This window comes from Thalassospira sp., from assembly GCF_002709775.1.
Classification (GTDB): Bacteria; Pseudomonadota; Alphaproteobacteria; order Rhodospirillales; family Thalassospiraceae; genus Thalassospira.
This window is the reverse complement of the sequence record NZ_PAQR01000018.1, coordinates 1-23,188: the sequence shown is the minus strand read 5'-3', so window position 1 is coordinate 23,188 and position 23,188 is coordinate 1. Positions and strand designations below refer to the sequence as shown.

Annotated in this window: 32 protein-coding genes; 2 read left to right on the top strand and 30 right to left on the bottom strand. The window is 54.4% G+C overall.

The window, feature by feature from the left end; translation table 11 throughout:
- Positions 1 to 34 precede the first annotated feature (34 nt).
- The 29 genes from CMO10_RS08640 to CMO10_RS08505 all read right to left on the bottom strand — a co-directional run bounded on the left by CMO10_RS08640 (position 35) and on the right by CMO10_RS08505 (position 19,508).
- On the bottom strand, positions 35 to 1,138 hold the full coding sequence (locus CMO10_RS08640) for a phage protease (protein WP_297020780.1): 1,104 nt from the start codon (positions 1,136 to 1,138) through the stop codon (positions 35 to 37).
- A 297-nt stretch (positions 1,139 to 1,435) separates the two neighbouring features.
- Positions 1,436 to 1,894 (bottom strand): phage virion morphogenesis protein, encoded by a 459-nt coding sequence (locus tag CMO10_RS08635; RefSeq protein ID WP_297020778.1) that lies wholly within the window; start codon positions 1,892 to 1,894, stop codon positions 1,436 to 1,438.
- 98 nt (positions 1,895 to 1,992) lie between these two features.
- Positions 1,993 to 3,234, bottom strand: coding sequence for a PBECR2 nuclease fold domain-containing protein (locus CMO10_RS08630; protein WP_297020775.1), 1,242 nt, complete (start codon positions 3,232 to 3,234; stop codon positions 1,993 to 1,995).
- A 5-nt stretch (positions 3,235 to 3,239) separates the two neighbouring features.
- The gene (locus tag CMO10_RS08625; protein WP_297020773.1) at positions 3,240 to 4,820 is read right to left on the bottom strand and encodes a DUF935 domain-containing protein; all 1,581 of its coding nucleotides are present in this window, start codon (positions 4,818 to 4,820) and stop codon (positions 3,240 to 3,242) included.
- A gap of 12 nt (positions 4,821 to 4,832) precedes the next feature.
- Positions 4,833 to 6,407: a terminase large subunit domain-containing protein gene (locus CMO10_RS08620; RefSeq protein ID WP_297020770.1), complete on the bottom strand. Its 1,575-nt coding sequence runs from the start codon at positions 6,405 to 6,407 to the stop codon at positions 4,833 to 4,835.
- 5 nt (positions 6,408 to 6,412) lie between these two features.
- Positions 6,413 to 6,988, bottom strand: coding sequence for a DUF3486 family protein (locus CMO10_RS08615; protein WP_297020768.1), 576 nt, complete (start codon positions 6,986 to 6,988; stop codon positions 6,413 to 6,415).
- A 1-nt stretch (position 6,989) separates the two neighbouring features.
- Complete coding sequence (locus tag CMO10_RS08610) at positions 6,990 to 7,289, bottom strand: VpaChn25_0724 family phage protein (RefSeq protein WP_297020766.1); 300 nt, start codon at positions 7,287 to 7,289, stop codon at positions 6,990 to 6,992.
- Positions 7,286 to 7,678 (bottom strand): DUF2730 family protein, encoded by a 393-nt coding sequence (locus tag CMO10_RS08605; RefSeq protein WP_297020765.1) that lies wholly within the window; start codon positions 7,676 to 7,678, stop codon positions 7,286 to 7,288. Before CMO10_RS08605 ends, CMO10_RS08610 begins: the two co-directional genes overlap by 4 nt.
- Positions 7,679 to 7,683: 5 nt before the next feature.
- Positions 7,684 to 7,830 carry a TraR/DksA family transcriptional regulator gene (locus CMO10_RS19785; RefSeq protein WP_363928338.1) on the bottom strand — a complete coding sequence of 49 codons (147 nt, stop codon included), beginning with the start codon at positions 7,828 to 7,830 and terminating at the stop codon, positions 7,684 to 7,686.
- A 49-nt stretch (positions 7,831 to 7,879) separates the two neighbouring features.
- Positions 7,880 to 8,083: a hypothetical protein gene (locus CMO10_RS08600; RefSeq protein WP_297020764.1), complete on the bottom strand. Its 204-nt coding sequence runs from the start codon at positions 8,081 to 8,083 to the stop codon at positions 7,880 to 7,882.
- Positions 8,080 to 8,679, bottom strand: coding sequence for a plant Invertase/pectin methylesterase inhibitor family protein (locus CMO10_RS08595; RefSeq protein WP_297020763.1), 600 nt, complete (start codon positions 8,677 to 8,679; stop codon positions 8,080 to 8,082). Before CMO10_RS08595 ends, CMO10_RS08600 begins: the two co-directional genes overlap by 4 nt.
- Before the next feature lie 9 nt (positions 8,680 to 8,688).
- Positions 8,689 to 9,249, bottom strand: coding sequence for a glycoside hydrolase family 108 protein (locus CMO10_RS08590; protein ID WP_297020762.1), 561 nt, complete (start codon positions 9,247 to 9,249; stop codon positions 8,689 to 8,691).
- An 84-nt stretch (positions 9,250 to 9,333) separates the two neighbouring features.
- Entirely contained in the window at positions 9,334 to 9,693 is a 360-nt protein-coding gene (locus tag CMO10_RS08585; protein ID WP_297020761.1) for a helix-turn-helix domain-containing protein, read from the bottom strand.
- A 153-nt stretch (positions 9,694 to 9,846) separates the two neighbouring features.
- A complete protein-coding gene (locus tag CMO10_RS08580) occupies positions 9,847 to 10,116 on the bottom strand; it encodes a hypothetical protein (protein ID WP_297020759.1) in 270 nt (89 codons plus the stop codon).
- Entirely contained in the window at positions 10,113 to 10,817 is a 705-nt protein-coding gene (locus CMO10_RS08575) for a gp16 family protein (RefSeq protein ID WP_297020756.1), read from the bottom strand. Before CMO10_RS08575 ends, CMO10_RS08580 begins: the two co-directional genes overlap by 4 nt.
- A gap of 262 nt (positions 10,818 to 11,079) precedes the next feature.
- Positions 11,080 to 11,496, bottom strand: a complete 417-nt coding sequence (locus CMO10_RS08570; protein WP_297020755.1) for a helix-turn-helix domain-containing protein — start codon at positions 11,494 to 11,496, stop codon at positions 11,080 to 11,082.
- Positions 11,493 to 12,149: an MT-A70 family methyltransferase gene (locus CMO10_RS08565; RefSeq protein WP_297020753.1), complete on the bottom strand. Its 657-nt coding sequence runs from the start codon at positions 12,147 to 12,149 to the stop codon at positions 11,493 to 11,495. Before CMO10_RS08565 ends, CMO10_RS08570 begins: the two co-directional genes overlap by 4 nt.
- Positions 12,142 to 12,441: a hypothetical protein gene (locus CMO10_RS08560; protein WP_297020751.1), complete on the bottom strand. Its 300-nt coding sequence runs from the start codon at positions 12,439 to 12,441 to the stop codon at positions 12,142 to 12,144. The genes CMO10_RS08565 and CMO10_RS08560 overlap by 8 nt, the downstream gene beginning before the upstream one ends.
- 1 nt (position 12,442) lies before the next feature.
- Positions 12,443 to 12,736 (bottom strand): hypothetical protein, encoded by a 294-nt coding sequence (locus CMO10_RS08555; RefSeq protein ID WP_297020749.1) that lies wholly within the window; start codon positions 12,734 to 12,736, stop codon positions 12,443 to 12,445.
- A 196-nt stretch (positions 12,737 to 12,932) separates the two neighbouring features.
- Positions 12,933 to 13,157 (bottom strand): hypothetical protein, encoded by a 225-nt coding sequence (locus CMO10_RS08550; protein WP_297020748.1) that lies wholly within the window; start codon positions 13,155 to 13,157, stop codon positions 12,933 to 12,935.
- Positions 13,157 to 13,372: a hypothetical protein gene (locus CMO10_RS08545; protein ID WP_297020747.1), complete on the bottom strand. Its 216-nt coding sequence runs from the start codon at positions 13,370 to 13,372 to the stop codon at positions 13,157 to 13,159. The genes CMO10_RS08550 and CMO10_RS08545 overlap by 1 nt, the downstream gene beginning before the upstream one ends.
- Positions 13,359 to 13,793 carry a hypothetical protein gene (locus tag CMO10_RS08540; protein ID WP_297020743.1) on the bottom strand — a complete coding sequence of 145 codons (435 nt, stop codon included), beginning with the start codon at positions 13,791 to 13,793 and terminating at the stop codon, positions 13,359 to 13,361. Before CMO10_RS08540 ends, CMO10_RS08545 begins: the two co-directional genes overlap by 14 nt.
- A 3-nt stretch (positions 13,794 to 13,796) precedes the next feature.
- Positions 13,797 to 14,297 carry a host-nuclease inhibitor Gam family protein gene (locus tag CMO10_RS08535; RefSeq protein WP_297020740.1) on the bottom strand — a complete coding sequence of 167 codons (501 nt, stop codon included), beginning with the start codon at positions 14,295 to 14,297 and terminating at the stop codon, positions 13,797 to 13,799.
- A gap of 133 nt (positions 14,298 to 14,430) precedes the next feature.
- On the bottom strand, positions 14,431 to 14,730 hold the full coding sequence (locus tag CMO10_RS08530) for a hypothetical protein (RefSeq protein WP_297020737.1): 300 nt from the start codon (positions 14,728 to 14,730) through the stop codon (positions 14,431 to 14,433).
- Between the two features lie 10 nt (positions 14,731 to 14,740).
- Entirely contained in the window at positions 14,741 to 15,709 is a 969-nt protein-coding gene (locus CMO10_RS08525; protein ID WP_297020734.1) for an AAA family ATPase, read from the bottom strand.
- 64 nt (positions 15,710 to 15,773) lie between these two features.
- On the bottom strand, positions 15,774 to 17,717 hold the full coding sequence (locus CMO10_RS08520; protein WP_297020731.1) for a transposase domain-containing protein: 1,944 nt from the start codon (positions 17,715 to 17,717) through the stop codon (positions 15,774 to 15,776).
- Positions 17,717 to 18,190 carry a phage regulatory CII family protein gene (locus CMO10_RS08515; RefSeq protein WP_297020728.1) on the bottom strand — a complete coding sequence of 158 codons (474 nt, stop codon included), beginning with the start codon at positions 18,188 to 18,190 and terminating at the stop codon, positions 17,717 to 17,719. The genes CMO10_RS08520 and CMO10_RS08515 overlap by 1 nt, the downstream gene beginning before the upstream one ends.
- Positions 18,190 to 19,053 carry a ParB/RepB/Spo0J family partition protein gene (locus CMO10_RS08510; protein ID WP_297020725.1) on the bottom strand — a complete coding sequence of 288 codons (864 nt, stop codon included), beginning with the start codon at positions 19,051 to 19,053 and terminating at the stop codon, positions 18,190 to 18,192. The genes CMO10_RS08515 and CMO10_RS08510 overlap by 1 nt, the downstream gene beginning before the upstream one ends.
- Before the next feature lie 158 nt (positions 19,054 to 19,211).
- The gene (locus CMO10_RS08505) at positions 19,212 to 19,508 is read right to left on the bottom strand and encodes a helix-turn-helix domain-containing protein (protein ID WP_297020722.1); all 297 of its coding nucleotides are present in this window, start codon (positions 19,506 to 19,508) and stop codon (positions 19,212 to 19,214) included.
- Positions 19,509 to 19,701: 193 nt separating this feature from the next.
- On the opposite strand from CMO10_RS08505, the gene CMO10_RS08500 reads away from it, so the two are divergent.
- A complete protein-coding gene (locus CMO10_RS08500) occupies positions 19,702 to 20,256 on the top strand; it encodes a helix-turn-helix domain-containing protein (protein WP_297020719.1) in 555 nt (184 codons plus the stop codon).
- A 324-nt stretch (positions 20,257 to 20,580) separates the two neighbouring features.
- Positions 20,581 to 21,189: a hypothetical protein gene (locus CMO10_RS08495; protein ID WP_297020716.1), complete on the top strand. Its 609-nt coding sequence runs from the start codon at positions 20,581 to 20,583 to the stop codon at positions 21,187 to 21,189.
- Between the two features lie 344 nt (positions 21,190 to 21,533).
- Here CMO10_RS08495 and CMO10_RS08490 read toward each other — a convergent pair whose 3' ends face one another.
- Entirely contained in the window at positions 21,534 to 22,967 is a 1,434-nt protein-coding gene (locus CMO10_RS08490; RefSeq protein ID WP_297020714.1) for an adenylate/guanylate cyclase domain-containing protein, read from the bottom strand.
- Between the last annotated feature and the right edge of the window lie 221 nt (positions 22,968 to 23,188).

Sequence of the window (23,188 nt, the reverse complement as noted above, 5' to 3'; positions counted from 1 at the left end):
TCAGCATCCTCTTGGTTGGAGCCGTTTCAACGGCTCAAGCGTTTGCTTTGGAATAGTCTTCCGGTTTGATGTTCATTGCTTTGCAAACCGCAAGGTCAGCTTCTGAAAGATCACCTTCGCCGCCGTCTTTGTCGGCAGCAGGTTTCTTACCGCCGGTCTGCATACCTTTCAGGGCAGCAAGCGGTTTGGCGTCTTCGAGGTGCTTGGTCAAAACAGCAAGATCCTGGGTCTTGAGCCACTTCGCTGTTGCTTCACCCGGAATGCGACCATCGGCGAGACCTTCCTCGATCAGCTTGTCCTTTTGCGCCTGATCACTACCGGCCTTGAGCGCAGCAACCTTGCTTGCCATTTCGTCATAAACTTCGCGCGGGACGCTATCAGCGGAGCCAGCTTTAAGAGCTGCGATCGCTTCTTTCGGGTCGCCATCGTCAGAAACTTCAAGTTCCTTGCGCAATGCTGCCAAGTCAGCATCTGCCTTGCGCAATGCGGCGACAGCACCCAGCACTGCTTTTTCGTCGGCGTCGTTTTTCAGGCCGAGTGCCTCGGCGATCTGTTTGAGATCCATCGGATCATCCTCCTCGGAATTTGATTGAGAACCCGGCGCGATGTCTGCCGGCTGTTTGAAGGCGGATCGCGCAGCGGCAAGAGCTTGCACGCCACCACCATCGATCGCTGGCGTATTGGTCAGTGCGACCTGCAGCAGATCGAGCGGGTGTTTGGTTTCGCGGTCGTAGGTGAAAACAGGAGACAGATAGCGATACTCTTTAGCTTCAATCGCTTTCTTGGCGGCTGCGGTCCATTCGATCACCCCGTAGAGACCGTCATCACGAAACTCCAAGGTGTCAGGCTTCAACCATCCCGACGCCGGTGCCGGTTGACCGTTCTGATTGGAGAGCAACGACTGATGCTCGTAATCAACAACGATATCCGTGCTCCGCTGATGACCTCGTGCAATAAGCAGCTCTGCCGATTGGCGGTCGAGCACCCACGGCCCCTGACCTTTGAGCGAGCCGTTGGGCGCGTCAAACGATCCAGCCGGAATAATTCTGCGTGCGTCTCCGGTCGAACCCGACAGGTCGACAGCACAAGCAGCAATAAGCCCGTTATCGGGGGATGTTTTGAGGTTCGCGTTTTTCATGCGCTGATCTTCTGCGATCGCGCAAACACTCATAAGGGCGCAATTGTTGCGCCCCTTGCCCGAGAGGGATACAAAACGGTGACTTCGGATTGGGAAATAGAGGCGAGCGTGCCAGCGATCTGACGCTACCCCAGTCAGGTTCGTCGCGCAACTGTGGAGACGACGGCACGGATTATAAAATTAAGAGCCAATAAGAGGCCTGAGAGGCGGGTTTGGGCACTTGAGAGGTACAACGGGCCATTTTAAGAGCATCGTTTAATCTACCCGGCTGAAATCGGCTTACCCGATTTTCAGTGTTTAGCGTCCGGTAATATCGGAAATATGCTTTACCAAGATGTCTTCAATTGCTCTCTCATCGTCATCTGAAATGCCCAGCCATGGACGGGCTGGAAGGTTGATCTCTGGTCGACCAAAGTGCTGAGCTGCGCCATAAACCTGATTGGTTCCGTAATACAGGCTTTCTCCAGATATTTGATAGCTCAGTAAATCACGAAGGTTTCCGCGTTCAACCAGGATGCCACGATTGCGTCCCTTGCGCGCCTTTCTGCTTAACGTCGCCGGGTTCAAAGGTGCCCACGACTTCCCGCCAGGCGACTCTTCTCGATCCCATCTTAGGCGGTGAGACAAATCGAGATACTCGCCAATGTCGCGAAGCACTGGCCCCATGTTCGAGCTCAAAGCTGCTAGGTTCGACAAACTCTGCAAGGCTGGACGTTCATCAAACGAAACCCTGAAATCGATACTTGAACCCGCCATGAGATCATCCCATAATTAGATCAACAGCATGAGCAGTCGCTGCAACCGACCTCTACTCCTCATGCACGCTTGGGCCATGACAGTGCAGTGTCGTGGCCTTATTCTTCTCTGCGATACAGTCTAACGCCTTGGCGGAACCGCTCTACATATTCGTCTGAGCTGTTAAATGTCGTGACACCGGCCCAACCGCCACGCCCCCACTCAAAAACGGCAATGCCTGGTGTGGCCGACCCTTCCACAGTGTATCGGGCGATATATCGACGACGCAGAACGGCTCTTCCGATCGAACGATGCCATTCTGCCGCAACCCATATCTCATCTGGTGACAGGACGGTTGCGGCTAACAATGGCAAATAGGGCGCACGCTCACGCTTCGTGACCTTGAGCTCGCCTTTGTTATTCAAAAACAATGCCTCGGAAATAGAGATCCGCTCGCCAACTGCATCTTTGAACACCACCGGCTTACCAATATCAGCGCCAAACTCCTTTAAGAACGCTTTGAGATACGTCTCATCGTCAAGACCTTCAGGTAGTAGCTTGGTCGGCAATTCTCGGGTTGCAGGCAAAGCATCCTCGGCCAGACGAGCCGGGAAAGTTCGGCCTGGTTCAGATCTTATTGGCTCATCCAACTGAGCAGGCGTAACGCCACGTAAGCGATTTGCACCTGGCCGATGTTCGAACCCAGGATCAATACCTTTTGGGACGGTAACCGTTCTTGGGTTTGGTCCGCGAATGCCAATGGTCTTGGTTTCTGTCTCAACGACTGGTGGGCGTTCGGAGACCTTCAACTTCAGACGGGCAATGTCCTGGTCAGAAACCATATATTTCTTGCACGTGCACCCCCAGCCATTCTGTGGTGACCAGGTGTCCCAAAATTCGTCATCAAGCGGAAGCACGGTACCATCCAGCTCAAGATGCTCTGGCCTTGGATCTTCTGAACCACCGTGACGGTAGAGACCATATGGGCGTGCCTTGCGAAGTTCCGGATCTGCCATTTGAGCTTCTCGGCCGGCATGATAGCTTTGCCGCAAATTGGTCTCGTAGATTACCCGTGTTCGCCAATTCCGACCGCCCTTGTATGCCCATCCGTGGCGCTCGACGATTGCATCAAACTCCTTTCGGAAATCTGCAATTGTCTTACCATTTTCGATCATGTCACCGATGGTGCGCTGGAAATCCTCGACAATGGCCATCTTCGCGGCACCCGCAACCATGAACGCGTGGTCGTGCTCACCGGCATAAATATCGGTCCAGGTTTTCGTCGGCATTGCGAGTTTCTTTTGAAAGAACTCGATCTGCTTTTTGAACGGAAGCGAGCCGTATTTCACAGACGAAGGCATCGGATCTACAGACCTTCCACAATGTCATAGCGACCGGCCAAATGCGCCGCAGACATTGCCTCAGCCATTAAGTCTGCCAACTGCGTTGCATCGAGATCAGGGATCATTTCAACCAGCTTGTCACGCAAGTCTTCGAGGCTGTCTGCAGTTTCAGCAAGAGTTCGTATCTGATTGCTCCATGTTTCGGTAGGATCTTCACCCGCAAGTATCCCGAGTTGATCGCTCGTAGCATCGTCAACAATGGGTTTTGCGCGCAGCGCCGCAAGTGCGGCTTGCCTTTTCCTGGTCAATGCACCGAAGTCATTTTCACCTGAAGGACTAACGGTAGGGCCTGCGACGAGGATATCATCCTCATCCGTCGCTTTTGGGATGCCCGATTTCTCATGCACCCACCATTGCGGGATTTTCATCCCCATGCCCACAAATGTTGGCAGAGCTTCTGCCAAGACTTTGTAGTCCTCTACCTCACCAGTATCGAGCCAGAACTTCGGTGCTCGGTTTAGATCCTCAACGCCAAAGTTCAATGCCGCCATCGGCCAAAGCAGATCCCGTCGGATGGTCGCTGCATACTGCCTCACGTCCGAGCCAATCAAACTGGCCAAACCGCGCTCATGGACATTACCAAGGGCGTTGGTGTTGGTGCCTTCACCTGTACCACTGGTCAAAGTGCCACCAAGAATCACCTTTGCTTTTGCCTGCTCGCACCAGTCCAGCATGACCTTGTACATATCAGCACGTCCCTGGGACGCCTGCAGAAAGTCAATTTTCATGCCTTCTGGAACAATGCCTGCCGCCGAATTGCCCAGGCTAACGACGGCCCGGAGCAGAGCTGCTTTCTCTTTTTCCGACGCATTTCGTGGATAGTATCCCAAGCGTGCAGGCAATCCGTAAATCTCAAGCAGTTGCGCAAGATCTCCAAGCGCATAGTTCTGAAAAAGATATGGCCATGCCAGCATGCGATGAAGACCAGTGCGAGCAATGTATCCGGGGCGCGCACGATGTCTGTGCTGAACCCAACCGAGCGCCCATGGTTCTGCACCCGTGGCACTCTCATCACGGATCATCAACTTGTTCTGGTCATCCGGATGCAGACGAAACCAGCTGTGAGGCCTAAGTTCCGGTTGTTTAACTGCACGCTTGTCACCCTCGCGGTCCCACGGCACTTCAAGCATTGCAAACCCGTGCCCGATTCCGGCCCCCATATCGATAATCAGATCCTCGATATCAAGTCCACCAAGCACCTCAGAGCAGAACTCAGTCGCTTTCTTCTCTGCCGGCGTAGCGTTTTCAGGGGCTGCAATCTGCCATTCCAGTTCTGCGGCCATTTGTCGTCGCTTGGCCAGATCAGACCCAATCTGCGGATCTTTCTCTTCCATGTCCTCAAAGAGTTCGGACTGGGACAGAAGGTTTCCTTGTTCGGCCTCTTCCATAATCTTGTGAAGTTTTTCGGGTGTCAGTCCTTTGGACGGATGCTGAGAAAACTCTTTCTTGAGTTGGCCGATCCGGCTTTCACCAGCACTCTGCTCTTCGTCGAGTGCTTTCCCATCGCCATCCCAAATTTGCTTGATGATTGATTTCAGGTTCACGAAAGTCACTCCTTACCAGGCACCAGAAGAACCAAATCCGGTCAACATGCCGGTGTCTTCAAACTCGTCATCTATGTCTGATCGGCCTCCACGAAACTTGCTACCATTCGGCGCAACGGTGAAGTCGATCTCGATACCGTCTGCATCGCTGGCACTATCGGCCATTGCCAACGCGATGGCTGCATCCCCATGCCGATCTTTCGCTTCGCCAGTTTTGTCGTCTGGTATCTTTGGAATACCCTTGATCACCTGAATTGCTCGCAAATCATCGCTCACATCACGGTCACGCGGGATCGCTATCAGATCGTCTTCGAAGCGCGCTTTGAATTTGGGCATGACATCGAGGTACCAGGACTGACTAATCATCACCGCTTCAATTCTCGATGCTCCATAGCGATCTACTGCCCGCTCGGCCAGGTACTGCCCATTACCTCGTGCGTCCAGTTTGCCGGCACGCAATCGGGGCAATCTGTCCACGATGTAAAACAAAACCTGTTCCTGAGATCTGAAAGGCACGTTTCGAAGCTCGACCAAGAAAGGAACAACCCGTTTTAAAGATGGCTTGATCGCCATGGGAGCAATAACCGTAAGGTCGGCGCTGCGCCCAAAGTCTTCACCAAAAACGTGGTCGTCCTTTTCATCAAGCTCATCCAACAGCGGGGCGAAATTGGTACGGCAGAACTCGTTGATCTCGATTTTGCGTTGTTCATCGGATAACTGACGAAACTCCTCATCACACTCAAAGCGAATGACGGGAGCCTCGAACATGCGTGCTTCGACAAGAGTTCGGGATAGATATGCGCCACCGCCAGACTTCGGAACACAATAGTATTCTTCGAGAGCGTCCTCTTTTGACGCGGTACCGGCCAGCAGCTTTTCCTTCCAAGCCTTTTCGGCTTGCGCACTCCAATCGATCCCACGGATCTGGCAGATGCGCTGGTAAAGCCCTTGCTCGCAGGCATCATCAAGTGTGATCCGATGAATGCTATAGGGCTTCTTGCCTGCACGGGTATCTTCGATCAGCTCATTGAAAAGATGCTCAACCCCGTTGTGGGTTGAGATGATCCGGATCTTTGACCCCCACATGGTAAGCGCCATTGCCGCCTTCAGCACTTCATCAAGGTGATCGTGGAACGCGGCCTCATCGATCGTCACGTTGCCCTGGCGACCGCGAAGGTTGCTTGGACGTGACGACAGCGCTTGAATTTTAAACCCGCTTGAGAACCGGATATTGAAGGTCAGGATATCCTTGTCACCATCCTGAAGGATCTCTTCCTCAATCTCGCCAGCCGCCTGATTGAATGCTTTTGCCCACATCGCGCAGGCATCAATGAATTCAACCGCCATCTCACGGTTAGACCCGACATAGAAGTGATTGCCACCACCAGCAGACTTTGACGCGCCTGCGGTCAGAACTGCATCAGCGGCTTCCGCCCAGGTAAGGCCCGTGCGTCGCGACTTCTCGGCCAACTTGATATCGGACGTATCTGCAATCCAGTCGCGCTGGTATTTCAGCAAGACCTCGTCCGCATCAAACTGCGACGGGTCAAAATCGGAGGGTGCCGAGTTGATTTCAGCCAGTTCCATGATGCTTAACCTACGCCCAGAATTTCGGCTTTGATCGAGTCAACAGCTGCACGCGACAAACCCTTGCCAGCTTTGGCTGCAGCTTGCTCAACGATATCTGCCGCCTTCTTGCGTTCTTCTGCGGCGATCTGTTCGCGGACCTTCGTCTCAAAGTCCTGGTCCTGGCGAAGGGCCTTCCCAAGATCTGCAAGTCCTTTACCAAGCATCATGACGTCCTTGGCCGAAATCCCGGCGCCGTCACCGTCCTCATCTTCCTGAGGCTCCTGGAGCTTCATGAGAAGGTCAAAGACAAGCGATCGGGTCATTTCGACCAGCAATCGGCCTTGCTTGCCTTGAACCGCTGCCTCACCAAGCTCTGACGTAACAGCCTCTGTGATCTTGCGCGATTCACGAAGACGCGCCGCGACCCTCTCAAAGCTCTGGCTATAACGCCCGACTGAAGAACGAGAAATCTCGTAACCGCGCTTATCAAGCCAACTTACCAGACCGTCGATCGAACAACGCCCCGTCGCCATCAAATGACGAAAGTCTTTCAGATCATCCTGCGATAGTTCTGTTTCGATCTTGGATTTCGGGGCCATGTCAGTTCCCCGGACTAGGGCGGGCAACACCGGCAACGCGCGCGTTACCTTTGGCCACATCAATACCGCGCTGCGTGATCTTGGCGAGATGCACATCATCTGAGACTTCTTCGACCGAGACCAAACCAAGGTCACGAAGCCAGGCGAAGTCACCCCGCACTACATCCCGTGAGCAGTTAAACCCAAAATGCTCAACGACCGAATGCATGACGCTGTCATTGGCCGAATAGCCGTTTTCTTCAGTCAGGTAACGCAGGATGGTCAGGCGGCGTTTTTCGCTTACAAAATCCCGATAGCTCATCGCTGGATGCCTCCGTTGTTCGTAAGCAGATAGGTTTCAACGCGATCCATCACCCGTTCCAATCGGCTTTGATTGACGTTGGATGCTTCGACGCGTTCAACGACCCGTCCGAGTTCGCCAGACAGTTTTTCAAGCGCAACACTCAATTCGTGGATCTCTGTCTGGGACGGCATGTCATCGAGCCGTCCTTCCGCCCGTTCCATACGGCGATGAAAGTCATCCAGGCGCTTTTCCAATGCTTCGAGCTCATCGACAAATCGCTTTGCATCTTTGCCGTAATCCTCTCGGGTCACGAACTGCTTCTTGAGCGACCAGCCAACCCACCCCAGGAACAGCTGAGAGACCAAGGCGAGCAACCAACCGTACTTGCTCAGTAATTCTAACGTCACGGACGCTATCCCCCTTGCTCAAGGCTGTTTTGGCAATCAAGGCATCGGCATGCATGTGGATTTGCCGCCAGCCGTTTCGGTGCGATCGGTTCCCCACAATCCACACAGTCTGTTTGACCATGCGAACCAAGGCTCTTGCGAGACTGGGCCATCGCCTGGTCTCGCAAGAGCTCTTCTGTTCGTTGTGCTGCGTCAATCACGTCAGGCATCATCGCTGCTTTCATGGAGCTGCAGACGTAGCGCATTGGTCACAGTGTTCAGTTCGGCCCATTCGGCCTCTGTCGGATCACGATCTTCCGCAATCATTTTGTCGATCGCTTCCTTGGCCTTGATGGCCCCGGGCACACCTGCCGCAATAGCGTTGGCAATCTGAATGCCCATCAGGATCAGGTTTGCTGCACTCACGGCAAAGCTCCTTTCTCAGCAAGGTATCGACCAAACTCGGTCATGGCTGACCGGGCGGCGGAAATTGCAACCGGGATTGTCGGGCTGTCACCAGATCGCACAGCCTTTTGCGCTGTCATCAGCGCATCGTGCGCGGCGATTTCCAAGCGGCGAATGGTGTCCGCAACATCTGGGTCCGTGTTCGGACTTCGGACAAACTCCGTTGCAGTGGCCAGAGCCGCATTATAATCCGACTGAAGGGCAAAAACTGTTTGCGCCGGTGTGGCCTCCTCTGCCTCGTATGCGGTATAGGACGCACACGCGATGGGACCGGCAAGACCAAGTCCACCGAAGACAAGTAGGGCAATCGCGATTGAGCGTACTGCGCTTTTGTTGATCTTGCCGATGGTGTGCTTTGCCGAGATACGGCCGTAGATTGACAGGCACGTGCCAATCACACCACCAAATGAGATCAAGACAGTCACGATCTCAGTCTGCATTTCCGGTGCAATCGCCACGCCGAAGCTGGCAAGCAGGGTAGAAACCAACGACACCACTGCGCCGATAATGGTTTTGGACTGCCACCAGTTTTTGGTTTTTACAACGCCGCTATTCATTGAATTCTCCTAGGCGTAAGCGCGGTTAAGCCACCCGTCGCGGAACTCGACAAACGACGGTTTGGCAATGACAAGCCCCCGGTAAAAACCGGCTGCTTCCGAACGGAACGCTGTAATCACGCCCCACTGATCAAGATCGAAAAGGGTTCTGCGGGTGACAGGCCCGATCACTCCATCATCAAGGATGTTCTCACCGCACGATCGGCAGGCCCGCTGAAGCAGCTTATGCGCCTGCGAGGCACCCATATTCACCGCCAGATCAAAAGTCTTAGCGGCAACCTCGGCAGGCAGAACGTCATATTTGAATTTCTGCCACCATTCTCGGTGATAAAGCTCGACAGCGGCGTCCTTGGGCACAGCCCGGATATCATCGATATCGACGTCACCATCCCGGTCAAAATCGAAATCATGGAAGCCATCGCCATCCAGATCGATCATGCCTTGCTGAACAAGGAAACGCAGGCTGATCCCGAAATTGGTTGCCCCGCCCGGATCGGCAGGGTTATTTGCAAAACCGCCCTCATGCAAAAGGACGGTTTGAATGGCAGCTTTAAACGCGGGGGAGTACATGACTTGCTCCAACTGTGTTGGTAGCAAGATGCGCGACTATCCTCACGAGTGTGAGGGCGCAACGGTTGCGCCACTATGAGGATATCAAAGGGAATTGAATAGGTCGGCTTGGCGGCTCGGCGTCTGGCCTGACTGCCAGTATTGCACGGTTCGACGACTGATCTTTAGCCGCACGGCGATCTTCTCTTGGCTCCAGCCCTGATCATGAAGCCATCCGGCAACGATCTTTTTGGCCAGCGGAATATCAATCCGTTCGTCGGCCAGATCCTTCACGATCTTGCGGGCGGCGTCAATCCCAACAATTTGCTCTAATAGAGATCCCTCGGCTTTCTGAGGAATCCGCAACCGTGAGCCGCCGCGTTCCAACGCAATCTTCAACGCGGTTTCCGCATCTGATGCCTCAGCGATCTGAGTTAAGCCGTGCGGGAGCGGAAGATCAGGCATGCCCATTGTCCTTCACTACTGCTTTAGTTTTCGACGTAGCTGCATTCGCTTCACTAGCGCGATCTGCCTCTACCGTCCCAGACCCTCGACACACATCACACGGCCAGATCCATAGCCACCCTGTACCTTCACAAGCAGGACAAACACGCTTGGTCATAGGTGCCTCCTATTTGGATGAGTCCAGACAGTGACCAGGCAATGCAAACGAGCGTCATAGGTCACAACCAGCCACTGGCCAGCGTGACGAACCGTCAGACGATATCTGGCCTGACCATCGCGAACAAAGGCACGCTCAAGGCGTTCAATCGCATCCTGCAGGCTCTCGATTGCGGCGGGTGAAAGATCGATGTGTCTGGCGCGCGCCCGTTTCAGCACGTGCAGAAAACAATGGGTGCGGTGCGCGATCAGTGCATCAAGGTTCACTTGGCACCGCCTTTCAGCGCACGCACACGCGCACCAAGGGCCTCTATTGCCTGGTCGGCCTGATCATCAGACAGATGAACATGCGAAATCTGGCGCGGGCTCTTCACAAACCGCTCAACCCACCGGCAGAGATCGAGGATGTCAAACTTTCCGGGATGCAGGATCTTCCATTGCGCTTCGAGAATGCGGCAACGCGGTCGTTCGATTTTGTCGCGGAACCCGATCGGATAGGGCGACCAGTTAACCTTGGCCTCGCGCTCAGCCCAACTCTTGAGAGCTTCAATCACTTTGTAGGATTGTTCCGGCACCAGAAAAGCAGCGTCATCGACCTTGGCTTGCCGTTTGACGAATGCCCCCAAGGCGCTCTCAGAAGGGTCTGAGATCACGCCGAGATGAAACAAAGAGATCCATAGCGCACGGATTTTGCGCGCGGTATCACTGTCCGCAAGCCGTGCCCGACCTGCACGTTTGGGTGCTTTGCGCTTTGGCTTGAAACCAAGTGTTTTGAAGTGATCGATCAGCTCGCCCAGTTGCGCTGCGCCTAGCTGGGTCCGGCTACTTTTGCCCGGGAACTTCTGTCCGATGATATCGCGGTATGCGTCGTCATCGAGTGCCAGCTCTTTCTTGGCGATCTCGATCTTCGCATACAGGCTGCGACGGAACGGATCGATCTGCTTTTTGGGTTTGCGAACAGCACTCATGATTGATCTCCGCGTTTTGACTTGGCAACCAGACGCTCAAGCGGTGTGAGAGGAAGGTTGCGCAGCCTCTCTTCTGGTGTCACGAACCGGGAGAGATATTCGCGCTGCGCCTTGCACCATGCCTTGTATGGCCACATGCTGCGCTCACCCCACGGGTAAGCCTCACGAACAGCCTTCCGTCGTTCTTTCAGCGACAAGTCGGCGGGTAGACTTCGGTCCAACTCGGCTATGATATTGCGAGCGGTTTCTAGCCAGGACGCACTCATATCGCAGTCCTCCGAAGCCAGTATCCACGGCCGAATTCGTTGACAATCTGTTCGGTAGCGCCAACCTGTTTGAGTTGTTTCTTGAGCTTGCACACCCGGACTTTGATTTGATCGGCCCAATAGTCGGGCATATCGTCCGGATGAGGCCAAAGCGCTTCCATCAGGATCTCGTCCGTTGCAAGTCGATGCCCTGCAAGCGTGATCAGAAGGACCGCCTCAAGCGGGGCAACCGGGATCACATCCTTGGGTCCGGCCAATATCCAGCCACCAGCACAAAACAGCCGCGCCGTATCAAACGATCTCTTTTTTAGGGTCTCAATCCTGATCGCCCGTCGATCACGTCGCGGCCCGCGAGGTGGTCGTGCAAAGACCGATCCGTTTGGCTTGGTACTGTTTGACGCGATATGGTTCATGCCGCGTCTCCAAACTTGTCGACCTGGTTACCCCATGCCGACCAGCCTTTTCGGCGCTGACGCGCAAACAGCTCGATATATGGACCGTAAAACATCGTTTCGATCCGGTCATATTGTTCGTCAGGTTTTCGGGAGTGCCCGCGCGCTTTGGCGCGGATTTCGTCATCAGGCCACCACTCCATCCAGTCGCGGACAGAGCGCACCCCTTCAGGCACGCTTCCGACACCAAACAGATCATCAGGCAGCTCGGATCTAAGCGACGGATTTCCGCGTGTCGCCAACAGGCACGGCTCCAGGTTCTTTCGCGTGCCGTAGCCGGTACCGAACGCATATTTGCCGGTGTCCGGATTGAACTTTCGCCATTCCCAGGCAAGCCCTTTGAACGCAAAACCCCACGCTTTCAGAACGCGGTTCCATTCGGGCATCAATGGCCAAGTCGCCCACATGAACAAGGCGCAATCATCCGCCGCCAAAATCTCGACCGGCATCTTCGCAATCTCACCCACTGTCATGCAGTCATAGTGGGCCATTGGCCCTTTGCCCTCTCCCTTGGGCGAGTAATTGGCAAACGGCCAAGCCGGGTCAGCCAGGATGACGCGAAAACCACCAGTCGGGCGGACTTCCAAGAATTCTTTGGCGAACTTCTTAATCATGACGCCGCGTTGCCCCCTCAAGTGAATGGCGACTGACGGCCGCGACCAGTTCCTGCCAGTTGCCACCGGCCTCGATGTAGGCGCGAACCAACTGTTCAGGGTCGGAGATCGTCACAGGATGATCTGCAACCGATCCACCGGCCCTCAACGCTTCGTTCGCTTCATGAATGGCCTTGCGCAGATGTTCACGGGCCTTCATGCGGCCGCGACCGCGCAGAAACCCGGCCGCGACGATTGCCAAATCGGCAAGCGCAGCGCGTGCATCCGGGTTATGTGCGGAGTGATGAGACATTTCATGCAGCCTTGTCGTCAGCTGCGATGTAAAGAAAATCCAAGATGGCGTCGTACCAGTCGGAGCCTTCGAAACGTTCGCTGGCTTCGCTGAAAACAGCGCCATCGGGCAGCTCCCCGATGAACTTGCCGTTCCAGATCGAGTAGATGATACGGAGGCTCTTGTCTCCGAACGTTCCACAGATGGTGATCCAGTCTCCACCATCATCGTAGCGAGAGGTATCAACCTCAAACCCGGCTTTGGCACATGCCGCCAGAACTTGCCTGTGGTTAAGATGACCTTTGAACTTTTTCATGTTCTGCTCCTCGGTTAAAGGGTGGTGCAGCGGACCATTCCGGTCGGCCTTGCGGCCTTGACGGTTTTGGCAATAACGCCCTCATCTCCGCTCGCCGCTGCACCAATCAGCAGTCCGTGGACTGCTCGTTGCTGAAGCGGTACCGGGGCCGAACCAAAGGACTTGCAACAGGTTCGGGTCGACCCCGGTTGGCTCATCAGCCACCACGCACACGTCTGCGTGGTGCCATCAGAAATCGTCGGTATTGTTCGATTGCCTGGCGGTCACCAATTGCGTCCTCGGCCGGGATGCCAGGCACGCGACGGTTTGAACCGATACGGCGGCGAAGAATGGCTTCAGGACCGCTTGCGAGCTTGATCGCATTCACAGGCAGCTGCTCGCCCAACTGGATGTCTCCACCCTCGTAGCAATAAGCAAACATCAGGCTGCCTCCCCCTCAGCAGACTTGAAGTTGATCGCCCGATCCTTGAGCACATCAACGGCGCGGCGCGGCCTGACACCGGGGCTGCGATCCGGGGTGTAGCCATGCGATATGGCAACGCTCAATGCTCCCTTGGCGTGACGTGCCAGAACATAGACGTTGCGGCGATCTGTCAGCAGCACCGAGTACAGGACAGTTGGCTTACGCTTGCTCATCGCTATCCTCCGGCTCGGCAAAGAAGTCAGATGGCAGGATGAGCTGAACGAACGGGTCACTGCGGCCCAGCACACCGTCAATGTGTTCACCGGTGATTTTCTTGGCCTGGAATTCTCGCCCTTCATACTGCTCGGGAAGGCGTGAAAGGGTGATTTGCGCAGTCTTGCCGCGCTTTGGCATTTTCAAGGGCCACCCTTTGGTAACTTCGTTCAGGCGCAATTTTCCTTGATGATCACCAATGCCCCAGCGGGCGGCATATTCACTTCCTGTCTTGAGCCTGAGCCGCTTGAGTGCCTGTTCTCCGAACCGCAAGACAATCATGCGACACCCGCGCATTTTGCGCGTTGACAGCTGAATTTCGTCCGGCTGGATGGTGGGCTTCGCATACTTCTTTGGTGGGCTGATTTCGACGAATACCATCTCTCAATCCTCCTCGATGAGCGCCGCAACCATCTTGTCCACGTCACTGTCTTGCGGCTTGACAATGACGGTATCGGTAGAATCCACCACCGACACACCAAGGCGTTTCAGGTCTTTACCCGGCAGGTTGCCAAGCGCCTTTTTGACCGGCGTTTCCGTGACCTTCACCAGTGATGAAAATTGATCGGGATAAAGCTTCCGGATCGCAGCAACCAGTGGCGCATCATCCGGACATTCAAGCCGACCTGGCTGTTTGCCAAAGCCCACTTTGATGCCCGCGAAAGTGCGTGACTTCGGTTTGGCAAAAAGGTCCGGTGCCCCCTCGACCGCCTTCTTCAAGGCGGCCTCATGCTCGCGCACGGTTTCGGCTTGCTTGCGGATCATGCCCATATAGCGCGCCTTGACCTTGTCGATATCTTCCTGCAGCGCTGTAACGGCTTCCTGCAGTTCGATACGTGCGGCAGCATAGCCTTGAGTTTTCTGTTCGATTTCGGCCATCGACATAGCGTTTTCCTCATTTCTCGGGATTGCGATCACTTTTTCAGGCCAGTAGCAGCGAACCATCACTGCCCCCTGACGGACGGGAACCAGATGAAACGCATCCACCGGCACCACTGTCCGAATGAGCAACGACGTTTCATGCCACCGACCCTCCATCATCTGGCGGCAAATCCCGCTGCAGGTTCGCCGCCGTGCGCCGATCAGCCAGACTGACCACCTGACCGCGTGCAACTGCACGCTCGATCGCATCCAGGCAGGGATTGGCTATCAGGATCGGTCCCTCGGTATTTTCGTAATTGCCGACCTGACCGGCCAGATCCTGCAGATTGCTCAGCAAGATATCGGTCATGTGCGTATCGAGCTGAAGTTTGCCGTCATGGATGTTGGCCTGCTTGCGAAGGGCGGCCGTGACGCTTGAGAGTTTCTGACTAAGCATTGGGGCCTCCTTACACTGCTGACGAGGAATGTTTTTCCCACGCCATCTTGATGTGCTCGATTGTGCGGGGAACGCCTGCGCCATTCGCCAGAAGGGTTGCCAACTGCAAGCATTTGGTCATCCCACGCAGAGCGCCTGGCTTACGCGCAATCGCCTTGAGGTATCGGATTTCTTCTTTTTCAGTGATATCCCAGGCAGCGATCAACGCACACATGTCGGCTGCTTTCGGTTGGTTTTGTGTACAGCGCACGCCAACCCGTGAAAAAAGCTGCGCGAAACCGGGTTTGCGTCCGTTGCCTTCCAGTCGGGCGTAAACCGTTTCATTCCCAACAAACACCAGCCCGACAGTTCCGCGTGCCTTGTCATAAATGGACCGCGCCTGATCAAGCGCCTCAGTTGTCAAATGCTGGGCTTCGTCGATGATGATCAAGCCGTTGGTGCCATCAACGCGGTTTACGATTGCCTTTGACAGCTTGGTTGGTGACTTCTCGGTAATGCCAAGCACTTCTGCCAATTCAAGCAACATGCCGTGCGTGCCCTTGGTGCTCGGCTCCATGGTCGCCACCCAGACATTGCGATTGGTACGGGCATATTGTTCGCACGCTGTCGTCTTACTGATACCGGCACCACCGGCGATAATGGCGATTTCCGGCAGCACGTGGGCATATTGCAACGCGCTCATGAACTCGATCGTTGACGGGGTTTCAACATAGTCAGGGATGCGCGGCACCCGCTTTGCCGTCTGCTTTTTCTCGCCCAGACCTGACAGCCAGATTTGAACCTCGCCCGCCACGCGGGAATTGTTGCCGGCATAAGTGCCTTTGAACCAGCCAGTGAACGTGCCGTATTTTACACCGGTCAGCTTTGCCACATCGGCTTGGCTGTAGCCCTCTGCGTCCATGACCTCTTGGACACGGCTGCGGATTTCCTGAATCTCTTCGTCTGTAAAAGTGCTGTCTGTCGCAACGATATTGTTCATGCTAAAATCCTTTATTGGTCGTCTTGATCAAAGAGGGTGCGCAATGCTTGGCGGCGGCGCGCCCTCACTCATCCCGTCCGCCCTGCAGGATCTGCAGACCAGCCCGGAAATTCCGTGAAAAATCTTCTTCGTCATCAGGTGTTGGTAATGCCTCGGCTTGGCGTGCAAGGTTGCCTGTAACCAGGCGAACAGCAGCGGGCTGCGGTGCCGCGTCGGCGTCATCGCTGTCCGGAAGCAGATCCATGTATTCTTCAAGTGAAAGTGTGCGCTCGATCTCGGCGGCTTTCTTGGTCAGATTGATGAATGCTCGACGCTTGCGGCCATGTTCGCGAGCCGCGTTGCGATCAGCGAACCCACTGGCCTCCCAAAGGCCGACTTCACCGATGAAACTGCCATCAAGGCGATAGGCGTAAACGCTGTCATGGAGGAAGTCCGGGTCAAACCGCACCATGATCGACTTGCCCATGTGATCATGCAGGCATTCATCCCAATAGAAGTTCCCCATAAGCTCGATCCGGCCACTGCGCTGATCCGTGCGGATCTGTTCGGCGGCAAGCAGGCACATGCGCAATTGCTCGGGTGCTGCCTTGCGGATGACGGAATCCGCGTAGCTGGCATCGAATGCTTGGTCAAAAGACCGAACCCGACCGCACACCCGCGTATTGCGCTTCGGACGTGCGTTGTGGACGCGAATGCCCTCGCCAACGACCTTCAAAAATTCATCAAGCGGGATCGCTTTACTGCGGTAGTTTTCCGGCTTGGCATCCGGCTTGTTGCCGGTGTAGGCACCGGCGAATTTCGGATGTTTCGCAATGTGGTTGCAGAAATCCCGGAACATGCGTTCGATTGGCTTGGATTGCCCGGAATACGGTGTGGTCCAGTGGATATTGATGCCCAGTGCGGTGAGGATACCGCTTGGTTCTTCAGGCTTGACCTTGAACCGGAAACGGTTTGGCGTGCCGCCCGAAATGCACTTGGCAGCAAATCCGCGACCGTTATCAAGCCATGCATGATCCGGGATACCGTATTCACGGAACAAATCACCAAAGGCCAGTCGAACGAGGTCAGAGTTCTCGGATTTATCTACGCGCCAGGCGACACATTTGTTGGAATACAGATCCTGAATCGCAATCATGATTGGGCGGCAAATCTCGCCATCCGGGAACTCAACCCATACGTCCCATTTGTGACCATCAACGTTGACCGCTTCCATAGCGTGGAATTCTGATCTGTCGCGCACCTGGGGCGGATACATCATCTTGAGTTTTTCACTACCTTCGCGCAGCAAGACACGAACCGGAGCCGGTATTTCGCTTTCCAACCGCCGTTCCAGTGTGCGTGCAGCTGGTATCGTCCAACCATTCTCCTGCGCCGCTGTCTCAAGTCGAAGATAACAGGCAGCAAATGGCGGCTTTTCAAGGCGAAGAAAATCAGCCTTCAGACATTCCCAAGCGAGCGGGTCACAAGGCACCTTCTTCGTGCGGCCGGCATGTCGTGGACAGAGGGCAGGCAACCAATCTTTGCGATCCAAACCTTCAACCAGCTTGAACCAGTTGTAGATCGTGGATGCACCGATGTTCTGTTGTGCAGAAACGCTGCATACGGCTTGATCTTTTGAAAGCGCACCACGTTGCAGAGTGCAAATCGCATCAAGAACAGCAAACCGATCATGTGCCTTTTTCTTCCGAGCTTCCGGCAGAGCCTCAAACCACTCCCAATCTACGCGGGCAGCAGTCGAACCCCGTCCATTTGATTGCGGTGCTTCGGCTTTCTTGCGGGCGATCTCTCGCTTTTGTAGCTCTGTTTGGGCCGGTATTGGCAGCAATGACCAGTGATATTCCCAACCGCCGCCGCGCCCTTTGCGTTTCCTTGCAAGCGGGTCATTGTTATGGGTGGATGCATCACGCCAGTTGTTGCGATCTGCCAACGCATTGACACCCATCTTGGTGCCCGGTGTGCTTGGCAACCTCAGTTCGGCGATTTCAGCGGGTGAAAACCACTCTTGCATTACGACTTCCTCCCGCGCCGGAGAGAATGAAGCTCCCCGTTAAGCTCTTCGATTTTTTCAGCAAGGATGGCTTCGCGAACCGTGCCTTCGTATTTCCGTGGAATTACGGTCAGGCCAAGCTCCTCGGCCAGTAGGGTCAAAAGCCTGTAATCATCGGTCGCGTGCATGAGCGCAACAGCACGCGGCACGCTGATTTTGTGATCTTCTCGGGATTGGCTAGCATAGGCGTCGAGCATGTTTTTGGAGACTTCTTCACCAAGAAATTCTCCCATGCGGCGTGCTACGTCCTCGCGTTCCAGCGGTTCCTTTTCGCGGACCTTCACATCTGCAAGAATGCGAGACACCGCCAGTGCGATCTTGCCGCTGATGGTCGCTGCTCGAACCATCTGCTCTTCGAACCTTTCGACCTTCGGGCTGGAGGGATGCCAGCTCAGCAGGTCCAGTGTCTTGCGATCTGAACGTTGCCGTGCCATCAAGCAGCCTCCTCGGTGTCAGGATTTGCCATATCGAGCAAATCTTGGAGAAGAAGACGATCTCCGGCTGACAGCTCTCGGACGAACGTCCGTCGTGCGGTAAGACCTGAATGACGCCAGGCATCCATCAGTTTTTTGATTTCGGCTTGAGTCGTATCCGCAACTACCTTCGGCTTGCCACTGGTTCGCTCAAGCGCGGCTTTAACCGATTTAACCCCGTGCTTCTGATCAAGGATCAGTTCAACAATCTTGATCTGCGCGTCCGGCTCCTGCTTGGCCAAAAGCAGTAATTCACTTTGGTTTTTGGAAAGGTCGGTGCCGACAAGGTTCTTGCGAACTTCCGGTGACAAGCTGGTGGCGATCTTTACTGATCGCTCAATCGTGCGTGGGTTAAAGCCCAGACGATCTGCTGCATCTTTTGCAAACGACATCGTGTCGCTTGCAGACCCATGTTTGGCTTTTGCACCGGCAACACCGGCCTTTGTTTCAGGGTGTAGCTCTTCGTAAATGCGCTTGCGTTCGGCAAGGAAAACCGCCCGATCCAGAGGGTTCAATTCGTGTCTCAGAAGGTTCTCATCAATCTCTATTAGTTTGGCTTGAAGCGGCTTGATATCGTCGACAATTTCAGCAGGGATCACATCAAGACCTGCCAGTTTCGCAGCGGCCAACCGGTGTGCACCCGCAAGCAAGGTCATCTCCGGGCGCAGTGCGTCCCTTGTGGCAAATTTCCGTGAGATCGTAATTGGCTGCAGAACACGTCCACATTGACGGATGCTGTCTGCAATCACTGCAACATGGTCTTGGTCAACGGCTCGCAGACGTTCACCAATCGTGATCAACTCGATATCAACCATTTCAGCCATTCAGAGCCTCATAAGAACCGTAAGAGATGAATTGAGAGGTGGCGGCGGCGCGGGGGTTGAGAGAGGGTTTCACGCCGCCGCCACTTTTCCCTGTGATCGGAAGCGACCAAACAAACCGATCAACAGAGAATTCTGCGTGTTCGTATCCGGGGAACTGTTCACGCGGCTTCTCCTTTTAGACAGTGACGAAGCCGTGGCCGATCCGTATAGTTCTGGGAAGGTTGAGGTTTGAGGCGTTTGCCTTTGGCGTCGTAGCGCGACGGCCAGATATCCTTTGCCTGTAGACCAAGTGCTTCTGCGATCGCTTGCTCACCCTCTGCATGGGGATGACGGGTTGCATCGCGTGTCGTACCGACGCGAAAACCGGAAGCACGGTCTACATCAGCAAAGGTAAGCCCCTTCTGGTTCAATTCGAACCGGATCTCCTGAGGGCTTTTGTCGTGCTTGCGCACCATTGGCATCTCCTCGAACTTCCCGGCCCTGCCAGGCCGATAGACTTGGAATGAGAAATTCCGTGAACGAGGAAATTATGGTCCCTTATAAGGAACTTTTCAACATAAAAAATCCTTTTACGGTTCCTTTTTTACCAACTGAGAACCCTATGAGGTACTTTTTGAACAATTTCAGTGACTTGGCGGAACTGTAAACATGGAAAAGAACCGTAAAGTGGACTTTCCAGTTCAGGAACAGAAGCGTAAAGCGTTTGCCAGTCGGCTGAAAACAGCGATGCGTGGGAAATTCACTCAGGAAACGCTAGCTGAGGAAATCGGCTTTTCGGTTTCTGGAATAAAGAAGTGGTTTTCTGGCACGACCGATCCGTCATGGTCTGCAATCATTCAGGTTGCTCTGGCGTGCAACGTATCGCTGGATTGGCTCGCATTCGGCACAGAGCCACATAGTGATAGTGACCGCGCGAATGAAGCTGTAGACGAAGAAGTACTCCTCGCCGCCATCCAGGCTGTCGAGACCGATTTGCACGATAGAGGCGAAACAATGGAGCCTAGTGACAAATCTAGGTTGATTTACTTACTTTATCGAACCAGAATGAAAGAGAAAGATCAGAGTCTTACTGAACCAAAATCAGTGATGAGTAGTTTGCTTGGAAAGTCCCGAAATGGCAGAACTGGACGAAATAACACGCCTGATGAACGCCTTGAGATCCCGCAACGACAACGGTCGCGGAAACAAGGAACAGACGAGTAATCCCACTGAGGTTGGGGCCGGTATCAATGTTTACGGAGGGACCGTGAACATTGAGAACCTTGAGCTTTCAATCGTTCTGCCCGACTCAAAAAAAAACTGTGAAAAGTGCACTTTCCTAAAAGTAAACTTTGGACAGAACTGCCCGGATTTCGAAAAAAAAATCTCTGTATCGTACTATCGTACTATCGTGCTTTTGCTCGAGGCCTTGATCTCAACTACCTCTGACAAAATAAAAAAATCCATCCGTGACCAAAACTTATTCCAAAAGCTCAGCCCCAGCTGGGGGCTTTCCATCACAATCTAGAACCGATAGTTGAGGAAATTATGTCCGGTTTTCTTGGGCTTCTTGCCGTTGTTTTGTTTTTCGCAGGTTGCATCGGCTTCTTCCGCCCGATCAAAAGTCTTAAAATAACGACGAAATTGCGCGCTTCCGGCGTTGTCTTGCTTAGCCTTCTGATTGGCGTTGTCGTCGGCGCAATTAAAGATATCAACCGCGCCAACGAACTTGGCTACGCTAGCGTGACAGAAATGCATGCCGCCGAAAAAGCAGAACGGGATGCTGCTGCCGCTGAAGCAGCCGCAGCGAAGGAACAAGCTGAGCGAGCAGAGGCGGCGGCAAAGGAAGAGGCCAAACGGGCAGAGGAAGAACGCATTGCTGCTGAGAAAGCTGAGACCAATCGCAAGGGCTTTCACTGCCTTAGCGCTTGGGATGGAAGCATGCCTGCACTGGAACGTTACGTAGAAGACAACTTAAGAGATCCGGATAGCTATGAACATATAGAAACCCGGATTGCACCAGTCTCCGCAGATGGCATGCACACTGTGATCATGAAATACAGAGCGCGCAACGGGTTTGGCGGCATGACCATTGGCTATGCTTCTGGCGAGATCACTAACAAAGGTTGCCAGCTGATATCAGCTACGATCGAATAACTAAGAACCGCCTCAGAGCAAAATCAGAGAGAGTTCGAATACTTGTTCTCAAATAGAACTCTCTCTAACATCTAGTGACGGAATGCCCCAATAGAGGGATGCACTCCAATAACTGGTTCAGCGGTTTCGCGCAGGCATCCCTACAAGCTCAATGCCCCGGAAACCGTGGTTTATCCCACTTGGTCCCGTATCATCCCACCTTATCCCGCCTCACTCTAAGAATAAGTGTCGGTTAACAGCAGCGTATCTGACAGGTCTCCCCAAGACCATCTGTCCCCAAAGCCCGGGCGAGCTTAAAGCTCCCCGGGCTTTTAATTTGTCTGGATGGCTGGTTTCAGGCCTGTTTAGCCGCGTGCCGCGATATCGCTGTCAACGTCTTTAAGCGGTGTTGTGCCCGCGGTCTTGAGCGGAGAAAGCGCAAAGATCCGGGTTGGCTGTTCCCGGCCGCGCACGGTGACATCGCCGCAAGGTGTCCATGCCGGGATGTCATCATGGTTGCCGCAGACGGTGACGGTATCCTCGGTCGCGAGGATATAGGTGCCAAATTCCTTATTCAGGGCTTCGAGCCGTGAGGCGATATTGACGTTATCGCCATGTACGGTGAAGGTCAGGCGGCTTTCGGAGCCGACAGCACCAACAACAATTTCGCCGGTATTGATGCCGCAGCGGGTTTTAAGCTGTCCGCCATGGCAATAGATGCGCCGGTTGGCGAGATCCTGAATGGCAAGGGCCGTGCGCACGGCATTGAGCGCATGGTCGCTATCGGGGGTGACGGCGTTAAAGGTGATCAGCATCGCGTCACCTTCAAACTGGGTAATCACCCCGCCAAAATGCGAGATCACAGCGCTGGTCTCGGTAAAATACTCATTGAGCATGGTCGAGAGTTCTTTGGGCGACAGCTTTTCCGAGACGGACGAAAAGCCTTCGATGTCGGTAAACATCACGGTCGCGTTGACCGCATCCCCATCGCCCGGGCGAATTTGTTGTTCGGCGTGGGTGATGCGATCGGCAATTTCGGGCGAGACAAAACGCGAAAGATCGCGGGCAGCGATTTCATCGGTCACGGCGCGTACAAAGGACCGTTTGGCGCGCAGTACGGCAACCGTCAGCACGGCTGTAACCAGAACGATGGCGATGATCTTGTCGATTTCCGCCCCGATGAGAATCGAGTTCGAAGTCAGATAGGTCACATAATCGCGCGTGATCATGCTTTTGCCGCCTTCCGACCAGATGACATACCCGGTCAGGATGATCCAGCCGGCCGCCGCCGTGCCGCCAGCGATCAGGATATAACGCGGATCAAACCGCAGACTGCGCAGCGCAATGAAGATAAAGACATAAAGTACGGTCGGTGCTTTGAGATAGAAGCTGGCCGGTTGCATGTACTGGATATGGAAGCTCCAGATCAGGACCATCAGAAGGCCGATATCGGCAATCACCGACAGGGTCAGAAACCAGGTCGAGAGCTTTTTACGATAGGTCAGATAAAGCCGTTCGAGTGTGAACAGGTAATAAAGCCCCAAGGCCCATGGCACAGGGTGGATGCCATCGGACATCGCGGTCTTGGGGGAAATGGCATAGAGGCTGGCAAAGATCGTCACCAGCAACAGCTGCACCCAGCCGATCAGCTTTTCGCTTTCATATTGCTGTTTTTCAATCGCGCTTTGTACACGTTCTGGCAGATGGCTGTTGGCGTTCTTGCCAAACAGGAAGGCACCAAGTGTGCTTTTCATGCGGTCGATGTCCCGGTCATGCGAAGGGGTGTCTTTAATCGACACGATATGGTGTCCCCATAGTGAAACCATGGGTGGCACTTGCCAAGTCGCGATGCGATGACGGCTGATCACAGCTGCGTGCGGCAGGGCGGGATGGAGCCAGGAAGGGAAGGCGATAAAGCAAAAAAAAAGCCGGGCATCAATGTGCCCGGCAAGTTTATCAGGGAGGCTTCACGTCTGGGAGACGTAGGACCCTTCTCAGGGCCCTGGGTAAGCCGGACAGG

Bases quoted from the DNA above. Each gene is read 5' to 3' on its own strand.
- CMO10_RS08570 (WP_297020755.1), bottom strand. From the start codon at position 11,496: ATGAACCATATCGCGTCAAACAGTACCAAGCCAAACGGATCGGTCTTT.
- CMO10_RS08640 (WP_297020780.1), bottom strand. From the start codon at position 1,138: ATGAAAAACGCGAACCTCAAAACATCCCCCGATAACGGGCTTATTGCT.
- CMO10_RS08610 (WP_297020766.1), bottom strand. From the start codon at position 7,289: ATGAGCTATCGGGATTTTGTAAGCGAAAAACGCCGCCTGACCATCCTG.
- CMO10_RS08635 (WP_297020778.1), bottom strand. From the start codon at position 1,894: ATGGCGGGTTCAAGTATCGATTTCAGGGTTTCGTTTGATGAACGTCCA.
- CMO10_RS08590 (WP_297020762.1), bottom strand. From the start codon at position 9,249: ATGTACTCCCCCGCGTTTAAAGCTGCCATTCAAACCGTCCTTTTGCAT.
- CMO10_RS08545 (WP_297020747.1), bottom strand. From the start codon at position 13,372: ATGAGCAAGCGTAAGCCAACTGTCCTGTACTCGGTGCTGCTGACAGAT.
- CMO10_RS08520 (WP_297020731.1), bottom strand. From the start codon at position 17,717: ATGCAAGAGTGGTTTTCACCCGCTGAAATCGCCGAACTGAGGTTGCCA.
- CMO10_RS08550 (WP_297020748.1), bottom strand. From the start codon at position 13,157: ATGTTTGCTTATTGCTACGAGGGTGGAGACATCCAGTTGGGCGAGCAG.
- CMO10_RS08510 (WP_297020725.1), bottom strand. From the start codon at position 19,053: ATGGCTGAAATGGTTGATATCGAGTTGATCACGATTGGTGAACGTCTG.
- CMO10_RS08500 (WP_297020719.1), top strand. From the start codon at position 19,702: ATGGAAAAGAACCGTAAAGTGGACTTTCCAGTTCAGGAACAGAAGCGT.
- CMO10_RS08505 (WP_297020722.1), bottom strand. From the start codon at position 19,508: ATGGTGCGCAAGCACGACAAAAGCCCTCAGGAGATCCGGTTCGAATTG.
- CMO10_RS08535 (WP_297020740.1), bottom strand. From the start codon at position 14,297: ATGTCGATGGCCGAAATCGAACAGAAAACTCAAGGCTATGCTGCCGCA.
- CMO10_RS08575 (WP_297020756.1), bottom strand. From the start codon at position 10,817: ATGAGTGCTGTTCGCAAACCCAAAAAGCAGATCGATCCGTTCCGTCGC.
- CMO10_RS08530 (WP_297020737.1), bottom strand. From the start codon at position 14,730: ATGCTTAGTCAGAAACTCTCAAGCGTCACGGCCGCCCTTCGCAAGCAG.
- CMO10_RS08620 (WP_297020770.1), bottom strand. From the start codon at position 6,407: ATGGAACTGGCTGAAATCAACTCGGCACCCTCCGATTTTGACCCGTCG.
- CMO10_RS08495 (WP_297020716.1), top strand. From the start codon at position 20,581: ATGTCCGGTTTTCTTGGGCTTCTTGCCGTTGTTTTGTTTTTCGCAGGT.
- CMO10_RS08555 (WP_297020749.1), bottom strand. From the start codon at position 12,736: ATGAAAAAGTTCAAAGGTCATCTTAACCACAGGCAAGTTCTGGCGGCA.
- CMO10_RS19785 (WP_363928338.1), bottom strand. From the start codon at position 7,830: ATGGCCCAGTCTCGCAAGAGCCTTGGTTCGCATGGTCAAACAGACTGT.
- CMO10_RS08565 (WP_297020753.1), bottom strand. From the start codon at position 12,149: ATGATTAAGAAGTTCGCCAAAGAATTCTTGGAAGTCCGCCCGACTGGT.
- CMO10_RS08515 (WP_297020728.1), bottom strand. From the start codon at position 18,190: ATGGCACGGCAACGTTCAGATCGCAAGACACTGGACCTGCTGAGCTGG.
- CMO10_RS08585 (WP_297020761.1), bottom strand. From the start codon at position 9,693: ATGCCTGATCTTCCGCTCCCGCACGGCTTAACTCAGATCGCTGAGGCA.
- CMO10_RS08595 (WP_297020763.1), bottom strand. From the start codon at position 8,679: ATGAATAGCGGCGTTGTAAAAACCAAAAACTGGTGGCAGTCCAAAACC.
- CMO10_RS08525 (WP_297020734.1), bottom strand. From the start codon at position 15,709: ATGAACAATATCGTTGCGACAGACAGCACTTTTACAGACGAAGAGATT.
- CMO10_RS08630 (WP_297020775.1), bottom strand. From the start codon at position 3,234: ATGCCTTCGTCTGTGAAATACGGCTCGCTTCCGTTCAAAAAGCAGATC.
- CMO10_RS08540 (WP_297020743.1), bottom strand. From the start codon at position 13,793: ATGGTATTCGTCGAAATCAGCCCACCAAAGAAGTATGCGAAGCCCACC.
- CMO10_RS08560 (WP_297020751.1), bottom strand. From the start codon at position 12,441: ATGTCTCATCACTCCGCACATAACCCGGATGCACGCGCTGCGCTTGCC.
- CMO10_RS08615 (WP_297020768.1), bottom strand. From the start codon at position 6,988: ATGGCCCCGAAATCCAAGATCGAAACAGAACTATCGCAGGATGATCTG.